Consider the following 15,030-nt stretch of genomic DNA (forward strand, 5'->3'; position numbering starts at 1 on the left):
CCTTCACGCATGGCCGCCGCGCGCCACATCCTCATCCTCGCCGCCGGCAGCGCCGGCGACGTCTATCCCTTCATCGTCATCGGCCAGGCCCTGCTGCGGCGCGGCTACGACGTCACCCTGGTCGCCTCCGATAATTTCAAGGCGCGGATCGAGCGCGCCGGCATGGACTTCGCCTCCGGCCTGAGCCAGGCCGAGCTCGACGAATTGGTGTACGACCCCGACCTGTGGCATCCGCAGAAGGGGCTGTTTACAATCTGGAAGTACATGGCCAGGCATTTCGCCCCGTCGTATGCGCGGCAGCTGGCGCTGGTCGAACAACGGCCGACGGTGATCGTGGCCAGCACGCTGGCGATGACCGGCCGAATTTTGCAGGAAGCCAAGGGCGTGCCGCTGGCCACGGTGCATCTGGCGCCGTCGTGCTTCTTTTCCGCCCACGATCCCGCCGCGCGCGCCGGGCTGGAATGGCTGGCGCGGATGCCGCCATGGTTCGTGCGCGGCGTGCTGGCCCTGATCGAGCGCCTGGTCATCGATCCCGCCGTGCGTCCCGAAATCAACCGCCTGCGCGCCTCGCTCGGCCTGTCGCCGGTGCGGCGCGTGATGAGCCATTGGCTGCATTCGCCGCAGCGCGTCATCTGCGCCTTTCCCGACTGGTTCGCCGCGCCGCAGGCCGACTGGCCGCCGAACACCGTGTGCACCGGCTTCCCGCGCCTGCCGGCCGCGCCGGACGACGCGCTCGGCGAGGAGCTGCGGCGCTTCCTCGACGCCGGCCCCGCGCCGATCGCCGTCACGCCCGGTTCGGCGATGGCGCACGGCCGCGGCTTCATCGAACGTGCGATCGCGGCGGCCGAAGCCTTGCAACAGCGGGTGGTGGTGATCACGACGTTCCGCGACCAGCTGCCGGCGGTGTTGCCGGCGTTTGTGCACCACGTGCCGTACGCGCCGTTCGACGCGCTGGCGCCGCGCGTGGCGGTGTTCGTCCACCACGGCGGCATCGGCACCAGCGCCACGGTGATGGCGGCGGGCCGGCCGCAGCTGGTCGTGCCGTTCTCGTACGACCAGCCCGACAACGGCATGCGCCTGGCGCGCCTCGGCGTCGGCGCGATGGTCAAGCCCGACGCGCCGCTCGACGCCTGGACCGCCGCGCTGTCGGACCTGCTGAACCGGCCGGAGGTGGCCGGCGCCTGCGCGGCGCTGGCCGCCAAGCTGGCGTCCGAACGCGCGCCGGCCGAACAGATCGCCGACCTGATCGAGGCGCTGGCGGTGGAATGAATTATCCTAAAAACAAAGGAGACGAAGTGACTAATCGACTGGGCAAGGTACTGATCGCCATCTTCCTCGCGGGCTGCGCCTGCGTCGCCACTGCGGCTGCGACAGCCGCCGAGGCGCCGTCGCCGGCCGCCGCGCGCGCCGCCGACGGCCGCGAACGCATCAACATCGACAAGGACTGGCGCTTCGCCCACGGCCACCCGTACGACGCGCAAAAGGATTTCCGGCACGGGCTGCGTCCCTTTTTCTTCGCCAAGGCCGGCTACGGCGACGGCCCGGCCGCCGTCGACTTCAGCGACGCCGCGTGGCGCAAGCTGGACCTGCCGCACGACTGGGCGGTCGAGTTGCCGTTCGATGCGCGCGCCAACACCAACCATGGCTCGCTGGCCATCGGCCGCAACTTCCCGGAAAACAGCGTCGGCTGGTATCGCAAGGTGATCCATATCCCGGCCGCCGACAAAGGCCGCCGCATCGCGCTGGAATTCGATGGCGTCTACCGCAACAGCACGGTCTGGGTGAACGGGCACTACATCGGCACCGAACCGAGCGGCTACTCGGGCTTCCGCTACGACATCACCGATTATCTGAACGTCGGCGGGGACAACGTCATCGCCGTGCGCGTCGACGCCACCGTGGAGGAGGGTTGGTTTTACGAGGGCGCGGGCATCTACCGCCATGTCTGGCTGACCAAGACCGATCCGCTGCACGTGGCGCAGTGGGGTACCTTCGTCAAGACCACGGTGGAAGGAGGGCGGGCGCGCATCGACGTCGACGTCACCGTGGCCAACGACGGCAAGAGCGCGCAATCGTTCGCGCTGCGCCAACAGGTGTACGCGCCGGACGGCAAGCTGGTGGCGCAGGCGGAGCAGGCCCGCCGCACCGTGCGCGCCGTGCGCGATGGCGAGTTCAGCTCGGCGCTGACGGTGCCGCGTCCGCGCCTGTGGTCGCTCGAAGAACCTAACCTGTACACCCTGAAAACCACGCTGCTGCAAGGCGGGCGGGTGGTCGACAGCTACGACACCCGCTTCGGTATCCGCACGGTGGTGTTCGACCCGGACAAGGGCTTTTCGCTGAACGGCAAGCCGCTCAAGCTGCAGGGCACCAACAACCATCAGGACCACGCCGGCGTCGGCGTGGCGCTGCCGGACGGCCTGCAGACCTGGCGCCTGAAGCAGCTCAAGTCGTTCGGCGTGAACGCCTACCGCGCCTCGCACCATCCGCCGACGCCGGAACTGCTGGACGAGGCGGACCGGCTGGGCATGCTTGTCATCGACGAGCACCGCATGATGGGCACCACGCCCGAGGTGCGCGGACAGCTCGAACGCATGATACGGCGCGACCGCAACCACCCGAGCGTCATCATCTGGTCGGTGGGCAACGAGGAATGGGCGCTGGAGTGGAAGGCCCCGGGCCCCCACCTGGCGCGCGAGATGGACGAGCATGTCAAGCGCATGGACCCGACGCGGCGCACCATGGTGGCCACCAGCGGATCGGGCAAGGGCGTGTCGCTGGAGGCGGACGTGATCGGCTTTAACTACGGCGCCCAGCACGACGTCGACCAGTTCCACCGCGACCATCCGGCCAAGCCGGCGATGATGTCGGAGGAGGGCTCGACCTTCACCACGCGCGGCGTCTACTTCGACGAGCCGGCGCGTTCCCACCTGAACGCCTACGACCGCCAAGCCCGGCCGGGTAGCAGCCTCAGCATCGGAGAGGGCTGGCGCCGCGTCCGGCAGCGCGACTGGATGAGCGGCATGTTCGTCTGGACCGGCTTCGACTACCGGGGCGAGACCACGCCGTTCGGCTGGCCGGCCGTCGGCTCGCAGTTCGGCATGCTCGACACCACCGGCGTGCTGAAGGACACGGCCTACTACCTCAAGTCGGTGTGGACGCGCGAACCGATGGTGCACATCCTGCCGCACTGGAACTGGGCGGGCAGGGAGGGGCAGCCGATCAAGGTGCACGTCTACAGCAACGGCGACGCGGTCGAGCTGTTCCAGGACGGCCGTCCGCTGGGCCGCAAGACGATGGTCAAGGACGGGCAACTGGAGTGGATGGTGCCCTACCAAGCAGGTAAATTGACCGCGACCGCCTACCGCGACGGCCAGCCGGTGGCCACGGCCGAGGTGGCTACCACCGGCGCCGGCGCGCGCGTGGCGCTGAGCGCCGACAAGGCCGTCCTCAAGCCCGACGGCACCGATGTCGCCGTGGTGTGGGTCAACGTCGCCGACACCGCCGGCAAGATCGTGCCGACCGTCGGCGACCTGGTGGGCTTCGAGACGTCCGGCCCGATCCGCATCATCGGTGTCGGCAACGGCGATCCGGGTTCGCACGAGCCCGACCGTCCAGCCGACCGCCACAGCTTCGTGCAACTGTCCGGCTGGCGCACGCTCGCCGTCGACCGCGCCGACCAGCCGGCCGCGCTGGCCGCGACGGTCGACACGTCGTCGTGGCGCGATCCGGCCGCGTGGTTGCCGCCCACGGAGCAGCCGCCATTGACGCGCTATCTGATATTGCGCGGCGAGTTTCCCCGGCCGGCCATGGCGGCCGACGGCCGCGCCGCCCTGTTCATCGACCGGCTGGACGCCGACCAGGCGGTGTTTGTGAACGGCCGCGCGGCCGAGGCGACGCCGGTCGACGGCGGCCTGATGATCGCGCTGGAGGGTGCGCAGCTAAAGGACACCAACAGCCTGGCCTATGTCGTGGCGACGCCCAAGGACGGCGTGCAGGGCCTGTTCGACCGTTCCGTGGGCACCAGCAAATGGGGCGTGCTGCGCGTTACCGCCCCGGCCGCGCCATGGCAGCGGCGCGTGTTCAACGGTTGGGCCCAGGTGATCGTGCAATCGACCGGGCAAGCCGGCGATGCCAGCCTGACGGCCAAGGCGCCCGGCCTGGCGCCGGCGACGATCCGGTTCCAGACCGGACAGGCCGCCCGCTAGCGTCCTTGGCGGACGATGTCCCGGGTCAGGCGTCGGGACCGGCCTCGGGGGACGTCGAGCGCAAAGCGGTCCGATAGGCCTTCGGTGATGTCCCCGTGACGCGCTTGAAAGCGTGGCTGAAGGCACTCTCCGAGGCATACCCGAGCTTTTGGGCGACGACCGAAACCGGTGTCGCGCCATCCCCCAGGGCGCGTTCCGCCAACCGCATGCGCCAATCGGTCAGGTAACTCAGTGGCGCAACGCCGGCGGCGGCCTTGAAGTGGCAGGCGAACGTTGTACGCGACATCGCGCACGCCTTGGCCAGATCTTCGAGATGCCATGCCCTGGCGGGATCGCTGTGCATCAAACGAAGCGCCGGGGCGATACGCGCGTCGCCCAACGCGCGGAGCCATCCCGCGTTGGTCGGCACCGCGGTCGCCAGATGCGCGCGCAGGATCTGGATGAACAATAGCTGCGACAGTTGTGCCGACGCGAGGTGCGCCCCCGGTTGCCATGCCGTGCGCTCCCTCACCAACTGGTCGAGGAGCAAACCGAACGCCACCGCCTGCGGCGACGATGCCTGGATATGGATCCAGGGAGGCAGGACCTCCAGCAGCAGCGGGCCGCTGACGGGGTCGAGCAAGACGTGACCGCCGATGTGTGCGAACTCTTCCCCGTTTCCAAGCTGCGCGGTCGAGCGTCCCGCGCGGGAAAAAAGATCCATGGCGTCGACCGGCTCGGTCTCCAGGTCGCTCGACAGAATCGACCAGCGGCGGGCGGACAGCAATCCGACGTCGCCGGTTTCGAAACGCAATGGCTCGGTTTCACCCTCGAGCCGCACCCAACAGCTCCCCTTCACGACCGCGAAGAATTTGATCTTGTCCGGAGCGGGGAAGCGTACCGCCCACGGTCCGCCGGCTGAAAATCCGCCGGTTACCAGGCTCTGCGCCTGCGTCAGCTGGAGAATGTCGGAAAAGGGGTCTGCGGTCATCTCCGTACTATCGCACAAGAAAACCGCACTTTCAAGCATTCACAGTACGGCCGCCGCCCCCTATTCTCACCGGATGGACATTTATCAAAAGGGAGTAACAATGAACCAAATTCGGGTGCTGGTCACCGGCGGCACGGGCTTCATCGCGCAGCACTGCATGCTGGCACTGTTGAGCCAAGGCTTCATGATTCGTACGACCGTGCGCGACTTGGCGCGGGAGGCCGAAGTCCGGGGCAATCTCAAGACGGCCGGCGCCGAGCCGGGGGACCGTCTGTCGTTCGTGGCGGCCGATCTCGGCGTCGACGCCGGGTGGGCCGAGGCCGCCAGCGGCTGTACCTATGTCATACACTGCGCCTCCTCGACCCCGTCCGGCAACTACGCCGATGAGGACGAGTGGAACCGGCCTGCGATCGAAGGCAATCTGCGCGTGCTGCGGGCGGCGCGCGATGCCGGCGTGAAGCGCGTGGTCCTGACCTCCGCGTTCGGCGCGGTCGGTTGCGGCCACGCGCCCATGGACAGGCCTTTCAATGAAGACGATTGGAGCGACCTGCGAAGCGACCTCGCACCCTATCAAAGGTCGAAGACCCTCGCGGAACTGGCCGCGTGGGACTTTATAAGAAAGGAGGGGAACGGGCTGGAAATGGCGTGCGTCAATCCGACGGCTGTCATGGGACCGGCCCTCGGCGCCGACTATTCGCATTCGATTCGAATGATCAAGAACATGATGGACGGCCAGCCCGGGACACCCAAGATTAATTCCGGCTTCGTCGATGTGCGCGACGTCGCCGACTTGCATTTGCGCGCCATGCGCATGGCGGCGGCCAACGGTGAACGGTTCCTGGCGATCGCCGGCCAAAGCTTGTGGCTCGCCGATGTCGCCAGGATTCTGCGCAGGCGCATGGGGCGGCAGGCCGACAGGGTGTCGACGCGTGTTTTGCCCAGCTGGCTCGTCCGACTCGGCGCGCGGAGGAACGCTCAGTTGAAGGCGCTCCTGCCGCTGCTGGAGGTGAATATGAATGCCACGAGCGCGAAGGCCGAGACACTGCTGGGCTGGAAGCCGCGCTCCGCCGAGGATGCGATCGTGGCGACGGCGCAGAGCCTCGTTCAGCTGGATCTGCTCGGGGCCTAGGGATGCGGGCGCCGCCTGGGTTTCCCCAGGCCCGCGACCAGCATGTCGAACAGGGTGCGCGAGGCCGGCGGCATCGCGTGTTGATGCCTGCTGATCAAGCCGAGCGTGCGGTTGACGACGGGATCGACCAGCGGAACGCCGATCACCGTGCTGTTCGCCTCCCGGGGGATGGACAGCCCCGGCACGGCCGCCACTCCCAGACCGGATTCCACCAGCGCCAGAACGCCCGACACGTGGTTGATCTCGCAGGAGATCCACGGGTGCTTTTCGACGCCCGACAGCGCGGCGTCGAGCACGCTGCGGTTGCCGCTCGATTTCGCCACCGAGATATAGCGTTCGTCGACAGTGTCCCGCCAGTTGAGTTTCTTGCGCTTGGCCAGCGGGTGGTCGCGCCGCATCGCCAGCACATAGCTTTCGACATGGATGGGCTGGAAATGGATTTCCGGATTTTCCGCGCCGGTGAAGCAGATGCCGAAGTCCGCCTCGCCGGTCAGCACGAGGTTGAGCACGTCCTGCGCGCTTTCGTCGTGCACGCGCACGCGAATTTTCGGGAATTGCGCGCTGAAACGCTTGAGCACGTCCGGCAGGAAATGCCACACGGCCGACGGCACGCAGGCGAAGGTCACCGTCCCGGTGCGGTGCGCGGCGAGGTCGGCGACGCCCAGCACGGCATCCTCGAGGCCGTTGAGCGCGTCGCGCACGTTCACCAGGAACGCCTGGCCGACGTTGGTCAACTGCACGCGCCGCGTGGTGCGCTCGAATAGCTTGACCCCCAGCGCATCCTCGAGTTTTTCGATCCGGCGGCTGAGCGCCGGCTGCGAGAGGAAAAGATCCGTCGCGGCCTGGCGAAAGCTGTTGCGCTCGGCTACCGCCACAAACGCCTGTAAATCGTGAAGCTCATAATTGATGCGTTGCATGCATTAATCTCCGGAAAAATTGCAATTCTAAAATTATGCCATTTCAACGATGATTGGCCACCAATCAGCAGCCTCGCCAAGAAGGCCTTATTCGAAAAAATGGAGACACGATGCGACATCGTTACACGTTCGCGCTTTTGCTGGCGGCAAGCGGTACCTGCCTGGGCCAGAACAGCGCGGTGTTATATGGCATAGCCGATGCCGGCATTCGTTATGGCAAGGGCTTGACCGCCGCCAACGCGCCGATGGATGGCGGCGCGCTGCCCTCCGTCAGCAGCGGCGTCAACAACACAAGCCGCTGGGGCCTGCGCGGGCAGGAAGACCTCGGTGGCGGCTGGCTGGCGGTGTACCGCCTCGAGGGCGGGCTCAATCTGGACACGGGCAGCTCGGCCAAATCCGACAAGCTGTTCGACCGCCAGGCCTGGGTGGGCCTGAAGTCGCCGCTGGGATCGGTGTACCTGGGGCGCCAGGCGACCCTGCTCGCCGACGCCATCGCGCCCGTGGACCCGCTGGGTATCCGCTATGCCAGCTTCAATCCCAACGTCAACATCACCGGGTTGAGCAACACCGCGTTCGGCGGCCATTCCTTCGGCCAGCAATACGGCGGCAGCGGCTACGCCGACAACTTCTACCGGCTCGACAACACGATCAAGTACACCGCCAACGTCGGACCGGTGGTGGCGCGCGCGGCGTATTCGTTCGGCGAGGTGGCGGGCGCCACGTCGCCGTTGTCGACCTGGGGCGGCGCCCTGGCTTACCAGAAGCCGGGGCTGGCCGTGTCCGGCGCCGTGATGCGGTTCCGCAATCGCGACAACCGGGTCTTGGATGCCGCCACCCTGGGCGCCGCCTGCAAAGTGGATGAATGGCAGTTCAAGGCCAATGTCGGCTTCAACCGCGCCGACACCGGTGTCGACCGGTCGGTGCGGCAGGGCGTGGTGTCGGCCGGCGCGAGCCGGCAATTGGCGTCCGACCTTCTGCTGACGACCGCCTATTACAAGGTGCGGCGCGCGGCCACCGGCTTTGTCGACGACGGCTTCGACCGCGCCTTCGCCTACCTGGAAAAAAAACTGTCGCCGCGCGCCACCCTGTACCTCGAATCGGACTACACGCGGTGGCGTGGCGACGCCGCCGGCGTCACCGGGACCCGCGCCAACGACCGCCACGGCGCGGCCATGACACTCGGCTTCATGCAAAAATTTTAACGATCGGAGAAACGACTATGCTTCCACATCATATGAGACGGAAATCCCGTCCATTGCTGGCCGCGCTGGTTTTGCTCGCCGCCGGCGCGGCCAACGCCGCCGACATCCGCGTGGTCAGCTCGGGCGGCTTCGCCCAGGCCTACAAAAACCTGGCGAGCGAATACGAGCGTACCAGCGGCGACCATCTGCTGTCCGAATGGGGACCGTCGATGGGCAACACCGCCAAGGCGATCCCGGCGCGCCTGGCGCGCGGCGAACCGATCGACGTCGTCATCATGGTGGGCGATGCGCTCGACAAGCTGATGGCGTCGGGGCGCCTGGTTCCCGGCACCAAGGTGGTGCTGGCCAACTCGCCGATCGCCTGCGCGGTGCGGCAGGGCGCGGCCAAGCCGGACATCAGCACCACCGACGGTTTGCGCAAGGCTTTCCTGCAGGCGCGCAAAGTGGCCTATTCGGACAGCGCCAGCGGCGAATACATCGAGGGCAAACTGATGAAGAAGCTGGAGATCGCCGAGCAGATGCAGGGCAAGGCCGCGAAAATCCCGGCCACCCCGGTCGGCGAGATCATCGCCCACGGCGACGCCGATTTCGGTTGCCAGCAGCGCAGCGAGCTAATGCCGGTCAAGGGCATCGACATCGTCGGCCTGCTGCCGCAGGACGTGCAGTTGATGACGGAATTTTCGGCGGCGCTGGTGAGCGATTCCAGACAGCCAGAGGCCGGCCGCGCCTTGCTGCGCTTCCTCGCCTCGCCCGCCAACGCCGCCGCGATCGAGGCCACCGGCCTGCAACCGGTGTCGGCGCCCACGCGGCACTAGACTTTTTTCACCTTTTCATCGATAGGTAACACATGGCCACTCAATCCAGCGCCCAGCGCCTCGCCGAGGCCGCGCCGCCGCGCGAACCGGCGCGCACCCCGTCCCGCATCGCCACCGTCATCCGGGTGACGAGCGGCAATTTCATCGAGATGTACGATTTCTTCCTGTTCGGCTTTTACGCCACCTATATCTCCAAGGCGTTCTTCCCCGCCAGCAGCGAATACGCGGCCTTGATGATGACGTTCGCCACCTTCGGCGCCGGGTTCTTCATGCGTCCGCTGGGCGCCATCATCCTCGGCAGCTATATCGACCGCATCGGCCGCCGCAAGGGCCTGGTGCTCACGCTGGCCATCATGGCCTCCGGCACGGCGCTGATCGCCTTCGTGCCCGGCTACGAGACCATCGGCTTGCTGGCGCCGTTCCTGGTGCTGATCGGACGCTTGCTGCAAGGCTTTTCCGCCGGCGTGGAACTGGGCGGCGTGTCGGTCTACCTGTCCGAGATGGCCACGCCCGGCAACAAGGGCTATTACGTCAGCTGGCAATCGGCCAGCCAGCAGGTCGCCATCATCTTCTCCGCCGCGCTCGGCTACGCGCTCAACGAGACGTTGAGCAAGGCGTTCATTGCCGACTGGGGCTGGCGCATCCCGTTCTTCATCGGCTGCTCCATCATCCCGGTGGTGTTCTACATCCGGCGCTCGCTGCAGGAGACCGAGGCCTACCTGGCGCGCAAGTCCCATCCGACGTTCCGGCAAATGCTCAAGACCATCAGCCTCAACTGGCCGCTGGTCGTCGCCGGCACCATGCTGATCGTGCTGACGACGGTCGCCTTTTATCTGATCACCGTCTACACGCCGACCTTCGGCAAGAGCGTGCTCAAGCTGAGCACCGAGGAAAGCCTGCTCGTCACCTTGTGCGTCGGCCTGTCGAACTTCATCTGGCTGCCGGTCATGGGGGCGCTGTCGGACCGGATCGGGCGCTGGCCCATCATGGCGGTGTGCTCGGCGCTGACGGTGCTGACCGCGTATCCGGCCTTGTCCTGGCTGGTCGGCCACCCCAGTTTCGAGCACATGGTCATGGTCGAGTTGTGGCTGTCCTTCCTGTACGGCAGTTACAACGGCGCCACCATCGTCGCGCTGACGGAAATCATCCCGGCCAGCGTCCGCACCACCGGCTTTTCGCTGGCCTACAGCCTGGCCACCGCGCTGTTCGGCGGCATGACGCCGCTGGTGTCGACCTTGCTCATCGAGAGCACCGGCGACAAGGCGGCGCCAGGCTACTGGATGGCGGGCGCCGGCGCCATCAGCCTGGTGGCGACGTGGCTGGTCTATCGCGGCATCGTCACGGAGCGCGCGGTCGCATAGGCTATTCCGGCGCCGCATAGGGTCAGGCCCCAATTGCATAACGTGGCGTCGCGGGGCGGTTATCGTCGGTGCATGACTTCCACACAAACATGTATCGGCATCATCGGCGGCCTCGGCACACTGGCGGGCGCGGACGTGCACCGCAAGATGCTGGGCGGGGTGGCCCGTGACGCCTCTCCCGGCAAGTACCGCGTCCTGTACCAGCACCATCATTTCGACGGCGGCGACAGCCGGCCTGGGGGCCGCGCGGCGCTGCACGGGCGCCAGCTGTATATCTACGACATGGCGCAGCGTTACGCATTGGCCGGCGCGGACAGCGTGATGCTGCCGTGCTTTATCAGCCACACTTTCCTGCACCAGCTACGCGCCGAGCTGCGCCTGCCCATCATCAGTCTGATGGACGCGGTGCAGGCGGGGTTGGAGCGGGGCGGCGCCGGCGCGCGCCGTGTCGGCGTGCTCACGTCCGACTACGTGCTCGGCCAGCGCCTGTTCGAGCGCCACCTGGAACCGGCCGGTTACCGGCTGGTCCATCCGCATCCTGAGATCCAGCGGCGCTGCGTCATGGGGGCGGTCTACGGCGCCGGCGGATTGCAGGCCGGCGGCGCCTCGCCGCACGCGCTGGCGCTGCTGCTCGAGGCGTGCCGCGAGCTGATGGCGCGGGGCGCGGAGGTCATCGTGCCCGGCGCCACGGACATCGGGATGGTGGCCGGCGCGCTGCGCGCCGCCGGCATGCCGGTATTGGACAGCAACCAGGCGTATGTCGACTTCGCGCTGGCGCACGGGACGCAGCAGCGGCGCCACCCGTTGGACGATTTCAAGATCGGCATCGTTGGCGGCATCGGTCCGGCGGCGACGGTGGATTTTATGGACAAGATCGTCTCGAATACGGACGCCAGGCGCGATCAGGACCATATCAAGCTGGTTGTCGACCACAATCCGCAGATCCCCGACCGCACCGCCAATCTGATCGGCGACGGCGAGGACCCGACGCTGGCGATCTATGCCGCCTGTAAACGGCTGGAGGCCAACCGGGCCGATCTGATCGCCATCCCCTGCAACACCGCCCACGCGTACGTCGAGCGCATCCGCCGGCAGGTCGCGGTCCCGATCGTCAACATGCTGCATGAAACGGTGCGGCACATCGGTCGTAACCAGCCTGGGTGTCGCCGGGTGGGGTTGCTGGCGACCACCGGCACCGTGAGTAGCAGGGTGTATCACGAGGCCGCCGCCGGCGCGCCGTTCGAGCTGCTGGTGCCGGACCGGCCGCACCAGGCGTTGGTGATGCGCGCCATTTATGGCGAGCACGGCGTCAAGGCCGGTTATGTCGACGGCGAATGCCGGGACGACTTGATGCGGGCATTGGCGCACTTGGTCGACGCGGGCGCCACGGTGGTGATATTGGGGTGCACCGAGTTGCCTTTATTATTGGGGGAGGACGCGGCGTTCGCCATCGGCGGTCGGGAGGTCGCGCTGCTCGATCCGACCGCGATCCTGGCGCGGTGTTGCGTGTCGCTGGCGCGGGCGGGTGCCGGATAGGACAGCTCAATCGGCAGTCGAATTACGTCCACAGCCGGCCGGCGCCGGTATCGAGATGGGTGAGGTACAGCCGCAGGTCGAACTCGTACTGGTGGTAGTTCGGCTCCATGTAGGTACAGAGCTTGTAGAAGGCCTTGTCGTGCTGCTTCTCCTTGACGTGCGCGAGCTCGTGCACGGCGATCATGCGCAGGAATTCCAGCGGCACTTCCTTGAACATGGTGGCGACGCGGATCTCGTGCTTGGCCTTGAGCTTGCCGCCCTGGACGCGCGAGATCGACGTGTGCAAGCCCAGCGCGTGGTTGATCACGTGGATCTTGCTGTCGTACTCGACCTTGTTGATCGGCTCGGCGTTGCGCAAGTGTTCATCTTTCAACTCTTGCACATAGTTGTACAGCGCCTTGTCGGTACGCAGCTCGTGCGGCTTCTTGTAGCGCTTGAGCAGGACGTCGCCCAGCTGGTTTTTGGCCAGCAATTGGCTCACTTGCTGCTGCGTTTGTTCGGAATAAGCGCTGAGGTACTTCAGGGAGGACATGGCGTGACGGCTCAAAAGATTCGAGGCGTGAATGTACCACAACCATGACAAAGCGCCGTGCGTCGAGTACGATGGGGCAAACTTCCCAGCGCTCATCCATGCTCGATATCCTCGCCATCACCAGTCCGATCTACATTATCGTCCTCGCCGGCTATCTCGCCACCCGCTTCGGCGTGTTCGAGCGGGCGGACATGCGGGTGTTCGGCAAGTTCGTGCTGAACTTCGCGCTGCCGGCGCTGATCTTCAACGCGCTGGCGACGCGGCACATCCGCGAGGTGCTGCATCCGGCCTATCTGTTGGCCTACCTGGGCGGCTCCCTGCTGATCATGACGCTCGCCTATGTGGCCGGCCGGCGGTTGGGCGGCTTGAGCCGCATGCGCAGCACGTTCCTGGCGATGGGGGTGTCCTGTTCCAACAGCAGCTTCATGGGCTTCCCGATCCTGTTGCTGATGGTGGCGCCGGTGGCCGGCGTGGCGCTGGCGCTGAACGTGATGGTGGAGAATCTGGTGATGCTGCCGTTGTTGCTGGCGATGGCGGAGAGCGCCCGTGGTGCCGGCGGGTCGTGGCGCCAGGTGCTCGGGCAGTCGGCAAAGCGCCTGGCGCGCAATCCGCTGGTGCTGTCGGTGACGGCCGGCCTGGTCGTCAGCCTGGCGGAAGTGTCGCTGCCGCAGCCGGTGCTGCGCAGTGTTACCTTGTTCTCGCAGGCCAGCGGCGGCGTGTCGCTGTTCGCCATCGGCGGCACCCTGGTGGGCTTGCCTTTGACCACCGGCTGGCAGCGCGTGCTGCCCATCGTGGCGGGCAAGCTGGTCGGCCATCCGCTGGCGGTGCTGATGATTATTTCGCTGTTGCCGCTGGTGGGCATCGCGCCGATGGAGCCGTCGCTGCGCGCGGCGGCGCTGCTGATGGCGGCGATGCCGATGTTGAGCATCTACCCGATCCTGGCGCAGGCTTACGGCGAGGCCGACCGCAGCGCGACGACGCTGTTGATCTGCATGGTGACGTCGTTCTTCACGTTGAGCGCGTGGATGTGGTTGGTGCGATAAGAAGCACCAACCACGGTGCTCCCGGCGTTACGCCGTTATTTCGCCTCTAACCTGGCGCGCACTTTCGCGACATCCTTTTCCGACACCGCCGCCGCCGTGTTGCCCCAACCCTGGCGCACGAAGGTTGCCAGCGCCGCGGCCTCGCCGTCGCTGAGCCGCTTGCCGAAGCCCGGCATCACCAGCACCGACGGCGCCTTGTCCGTCGATGGCGTGCGCGCGCCTGCCAGCATCACATGCAGCAGCGCGGTCGGATTCTCCGCGTTGACCACGGTGGCGCCGTCCAGTTCGGGGAACACCCGCGTCGCGCCCTTGCCGGTGACGAAGTGGCAGGCCGCGCAGTTGTCCAGGTACAGCCGCTCGCCCAGGGTCAGCCCGACGGCGGCGGACAATTTCTTGACGGTGGCGTCGTGTCCCTGCGCCTTGACGGCGGCGCCGCGCGCCGGCGCCGGCGGCAGGGCCTTGAGATAGGCGGCGATGTCGTTCAGATCGCCCTGGCTCAGGTGCGACGTGCTGTGCTCGACGACGGCGGTCATCTCGCCGGCCACCGCCGAGTTCTTGTTGCGCCCGGTTTGCAGGTAGTCGACGATGGCCGCCTGGCTCCAGTGCGGCATGCCGCGCAGCGACGGCACCGGCCAGTCGTTCAGTTCGCCGCCGGCCAGGAACTTGGGCGACGAGCTGTCGCCGGCCTTTTCGTTCATGGCGAAGCCGCGCGGGGTGTGGCAGCTACTGCAGTGGCCCAGTCCTTCGACCAGGTAGGCGCCGTTGCGCACTTGCGCGCTCCAGCCCGGCTGCGCCTTGAACGGCTTGTCGTCGGCGAAGAAGTAGTTCCAGAACGCCATGCCCCAGCGCAGGTTGAACGGGAAGCTCATTTGCGAGGCCGGCGGCGCGTAGGCGGCCGGCTTGACGCTGCCCTGGAAGTAGGCATACAGCGCCTTGATGTCCTGGTCGCTGACCTTGGCGTAGCTGGTGTACGGCATGGCCGGATACAGGTGGGTGCCGTCGGCGCGCACGCCCTTGCGCACGGCGTCGGCGAACTGCTGTTCGGTGTACTTGCCGATGCCGTGCTGCTTGTCGGGCGTGATGTTGGTCGAATAGATGATGCCGTGGCCGCTGTCGATGGCGAGGCCGCCGGCGAAGGCCGGCTTGCCCGGCGCGCTGTGGCAGGCGATGCAGTCGCCGGCGCGCGCCAGGTAGGCGCCGCGCTGGGCCAGCGTCTCGCCCGGCGCCGTGGTGGCGGCCGCGCCGGCCGCGAGGGCCGGGGCCGCCGCCAGCGCGATGGCGGCCGCGCCCAGGAAGTGCTTGAGAGTTTTCATAACGTCG

General features: G+C 66.9%; 12 protein-coding genes. 8 read left to right on the forward strand and 4 right to left on the reverse strand.

Annotated elements, in window-relative coordinates; translation table 11 throughout:
- Positions 1-9 precede the first annotated feature (9 nt).
- Positions 10-1,269: a glycosyltransferase gene (locus tag MRBLMU1_RS26210; RefSeq protein WP_363507973.1), complete on the forward strand. Its 1,260-nt coding sequence runs from the start codon at positions 10-12 to the stop codon at positions 1,267-1,269.
- 26 nt (positions 1,270-1,295) lie between these two features.
- Positions 1,296-4,205 carry a beta-galactosidase GalA gene (gene galA, locus MRBLMU1_RS26215; protein ID WP_363507976.1) on the forward strand — a complete coding sequence of 970 codons (2,910 nt, stop codon included), beginning with the start codon at positions 1,296-1,298 and terminating at the stop codon, positions 4,203-4,205.
- 25 nt (positions 4,206-4,230) lie between these two features.
- Here the strand turns inward: galA and MRBLMU1_RS26220 are convergent, their stop codons facing one another.
- A complete protein-coding gene (locus MRBLMU1_RS26220) occupies positions 4,231-5,214 on the reverse strand; it encodes an AraC family transcriptional regulator (RefSeq protein ID WP_363507979.1) in 984 nt (327 codons plus the stop codon).
- A gap of 61 nt (positions 5,215-5,275) precedes the next feature.
- On the opposite strand from MRBLMU1_RS26220, the gene MRBLMU1_RS26225 reads away from it, so the two are divergent.
- Positions 5,276-6,304, forward strand: coding sequence for an SDR family oxidoreductase (locus MRBLMU1_RS26225; protein WP_363507982.1), 1,029 nt, complete (start codon positions 5,276-5,278; stop codon positions 6,302-6,304).
- On the opposite strand, the gene MRBLMU1_RS26230 is transcribed toward MRBLMU1_RS26225, so the two are convergent.
- The gene (locus MRBLMU1_RS26230; protein WP_363507985.1) at positions 6,301-7,221 is read right to left on the reverse strand and encodes a LysR family transcriptional regulator; all 921 of its coding nucleotides are present in this window, start codon (positions 7,219-7,221) and stop codon (positions 6,301-6,303) included. The genes MRBLMU1_RS26225 and MRBLMU1_RS26230 overlap by 4 nt on opposite strands.
- A gap of 110 nt (positions 7,222-7,331) precedes the next feature.
- On the opposite strand from MRBLMU1_RS26230, the gene MRBLMU1_RS26235 reads away from it, so the two are divergent.
- The 4 genes from MRBLMU1_RS26235 to MRBLMU1_RS26250 all read left to right on the forward strand — a co-directional run bounded on the left by MRBLMU1_RS26235 (position 7,332) and on the right by MRBLMU1_RS26250 (position 12,135).
- Positions 7,332-8,423 carry a porin gene (locus MRBLMU1_RS26235; protein WP_363507988.1) on the forward strand — a complete coding sequence of 364 codons (1,092 nt, stop codon included), beginning with the start codon at positions 7,332-7,334 and terminating at the stop codon, positions 8,421-8,423.
- Between the two features lie 32 nt (positions 8,424-8,455).
- Positions 8,456-9,238 carry a substrate-binding domain-containing protein gene (locus MRBLMU1_RS26240; protein WP_363507991.1) on the forward strand — a complete coding sequence of 261 codons (783 nt, stop codon included), beginning with the start codon at positions 8,456-8,458 and terminating at the stop codon, positions 9,236-9,238.
- A 32-nt stretch (positions 9,239-9,270) separates the two neighbouring features.
- A complete protein-coding gene (locus tag MRBLMU1_RS26245; protein WP_363507993.1) occupies positions 9,271-10,599 on the forward strand; it encodes an MFS transporter in 1,329 nt (442 codons plus the stop codon).
- 72 nt (positions 10,600-10,671) lie between these two features.
- Positions 10,672-12,135, forward strand: coding sequence for an aspartate/glutamate racemase family protein (locus tag MRBLMU1_RS26250; RefSeq protein WP_363507996.1), 1,464 nt, complete (start codon positions 10,672-10,674; stop codon positions 12,133-12,135).
- 22 nt (positions 12,136-12,157) lie between these two features.
- On the opposite strand, the gene MRBLMU1_RS26255 is transcribed toward MRBLMU1_RS26250, so the two are convergent.
- The gene (locus tag MRBLMU1_RS26255; protein ID WP_363507999.1) at positions 12,158-12,667 is read right to left on the reverse strand and encodes a YgjP-like metallopeptidase domain-containing protein; all 510 of its coding nucleotides are present in this window, start codon (positions 12,665-12,667) and stop codon (positions 12,158-12,160) included.
- Positions 12,668-12,765: 98 nt separating this feature from the next.
- Here MRBLMU1_RS26255 and MRBLMU1_RS26260 point away from each other — a divergent pair, with 98 nt between their 5' ends.
- On the forward strand, positions 12,766-13,710 hold the full coding sequence (locus MRBLMU1_RS26260; protein WP_363508002.1) for an AEC family transporter: 945 nt from the start codon (positions 12,766-12,768) through the stop codon (positions 13,708-13,710).
- A gap of 35 nt (positions 13,711-13,745) precedes the next feature.
- Here the strand turns inward: MRBLMU1_RS26260 and MRBLMU1_RS26265 are convergent, their stop codons facing one another.
- The gene (locus tag MRBLMU1_RS26265) at positions 13,746-15,023 is read right to left on the reverse strand and encodes a c-type cytochrome (protein ID WP_363508005.1); all 1,278 of its coding nucleotides are present in this window, start codon (positions 15,021-15,023) and stop codon (positions 13,746-13,748) included.
- Positions 15,024-15,030: the final 7 nt, after the last annotated feature.

Origin of the sequence: Burkholderia sp. LMU1-1-1.1, from assembly GCF_040675865.1 — a bacterium.
GTDB lineage: Bacteria > Pseudomonadota > Gammaproteobacteria > Burkholderiales > Burkholderiaceae_D > Rugamonas.

Coding starts and splice junctions, on each gene's coding strand:
- MRBLMU1_RS26210 (WP_363507973.1), top strand. CDS start 10: ATGGCCGCCGCGCGCCACATCCTCATCCTCGCCGCCGGCAGCGCCGGC.
- MRBLMU1_RS26220 (WP_363507979.1), bottom strand. CDS start 5,214: ATGCTTGAAAGTGCGGTTTTCTTGTGCGATAGTACGGAGATGACCGCA.
- MRBLMU1_RS26225 (WP_363507982.1), top strand. CDS start 5,276: ATGAACCAAATTCGGGTGCTGGTCACCGGCGGCACGGGCTTCATCGCG.
- MRBLMU1_RS26230 (WP_363507985.1), bottom strand. CDS start 7,221: ATGCAACGCATCAATTATGAGCTTCACGATTTACAGGCGTTTGTGGCG.
- MRBLMU1_RS26235 (WP_363507988.1), top strand. CDS start 7,332: ATGCGACATCGTTACACGTTCGCGCTTTTGCTGGCGGCAAGCGGTACC.
- MRBLMU1_RS26240 (WP_363507991.1), top strand. CDS start 8,456: ATGAGACGGAAATCCCGTCCATTGCTGGCCGCGCTGGTTTTGCTCGCC.
- MRBLMU1_RS26245 (WP_363507993.1), top strand. CDS start 9,271: ATGGCCACTCAATCCAGCGCCCAGCGCCTCGCCGAGGCCGCGCCGCCG.
- MRBLMU1_RS26250 (WP_363507996.1), top strand. CDS start 10,672: ATGACTTCCACACAAACATGTATCGGCATCATCGGCGGCCTCGGCACA.
- MRBLMU1_RS26255 (WP_363507999.1), bottom strand. CDS start 12,667: ATGTCCTCCCTGAAGTACCTCAGCGCTTATTCCGAACAAACGCAGCAG.
- MRBLMU1_RS26260 (WP_363508002.1), top strand. CDS start 12,766: ATGCTCGATATCCTCGCCATCACCAGTCCGATCTACATTATCGTCCTC.
- MRBLMU1_RS26265 (WP_363508005.1), bottom strand. CDS start 15,023: ATGAAAACTCTCAAGCACTTCCTGGGCGCGGCCGCCATCGCGCTGGCG.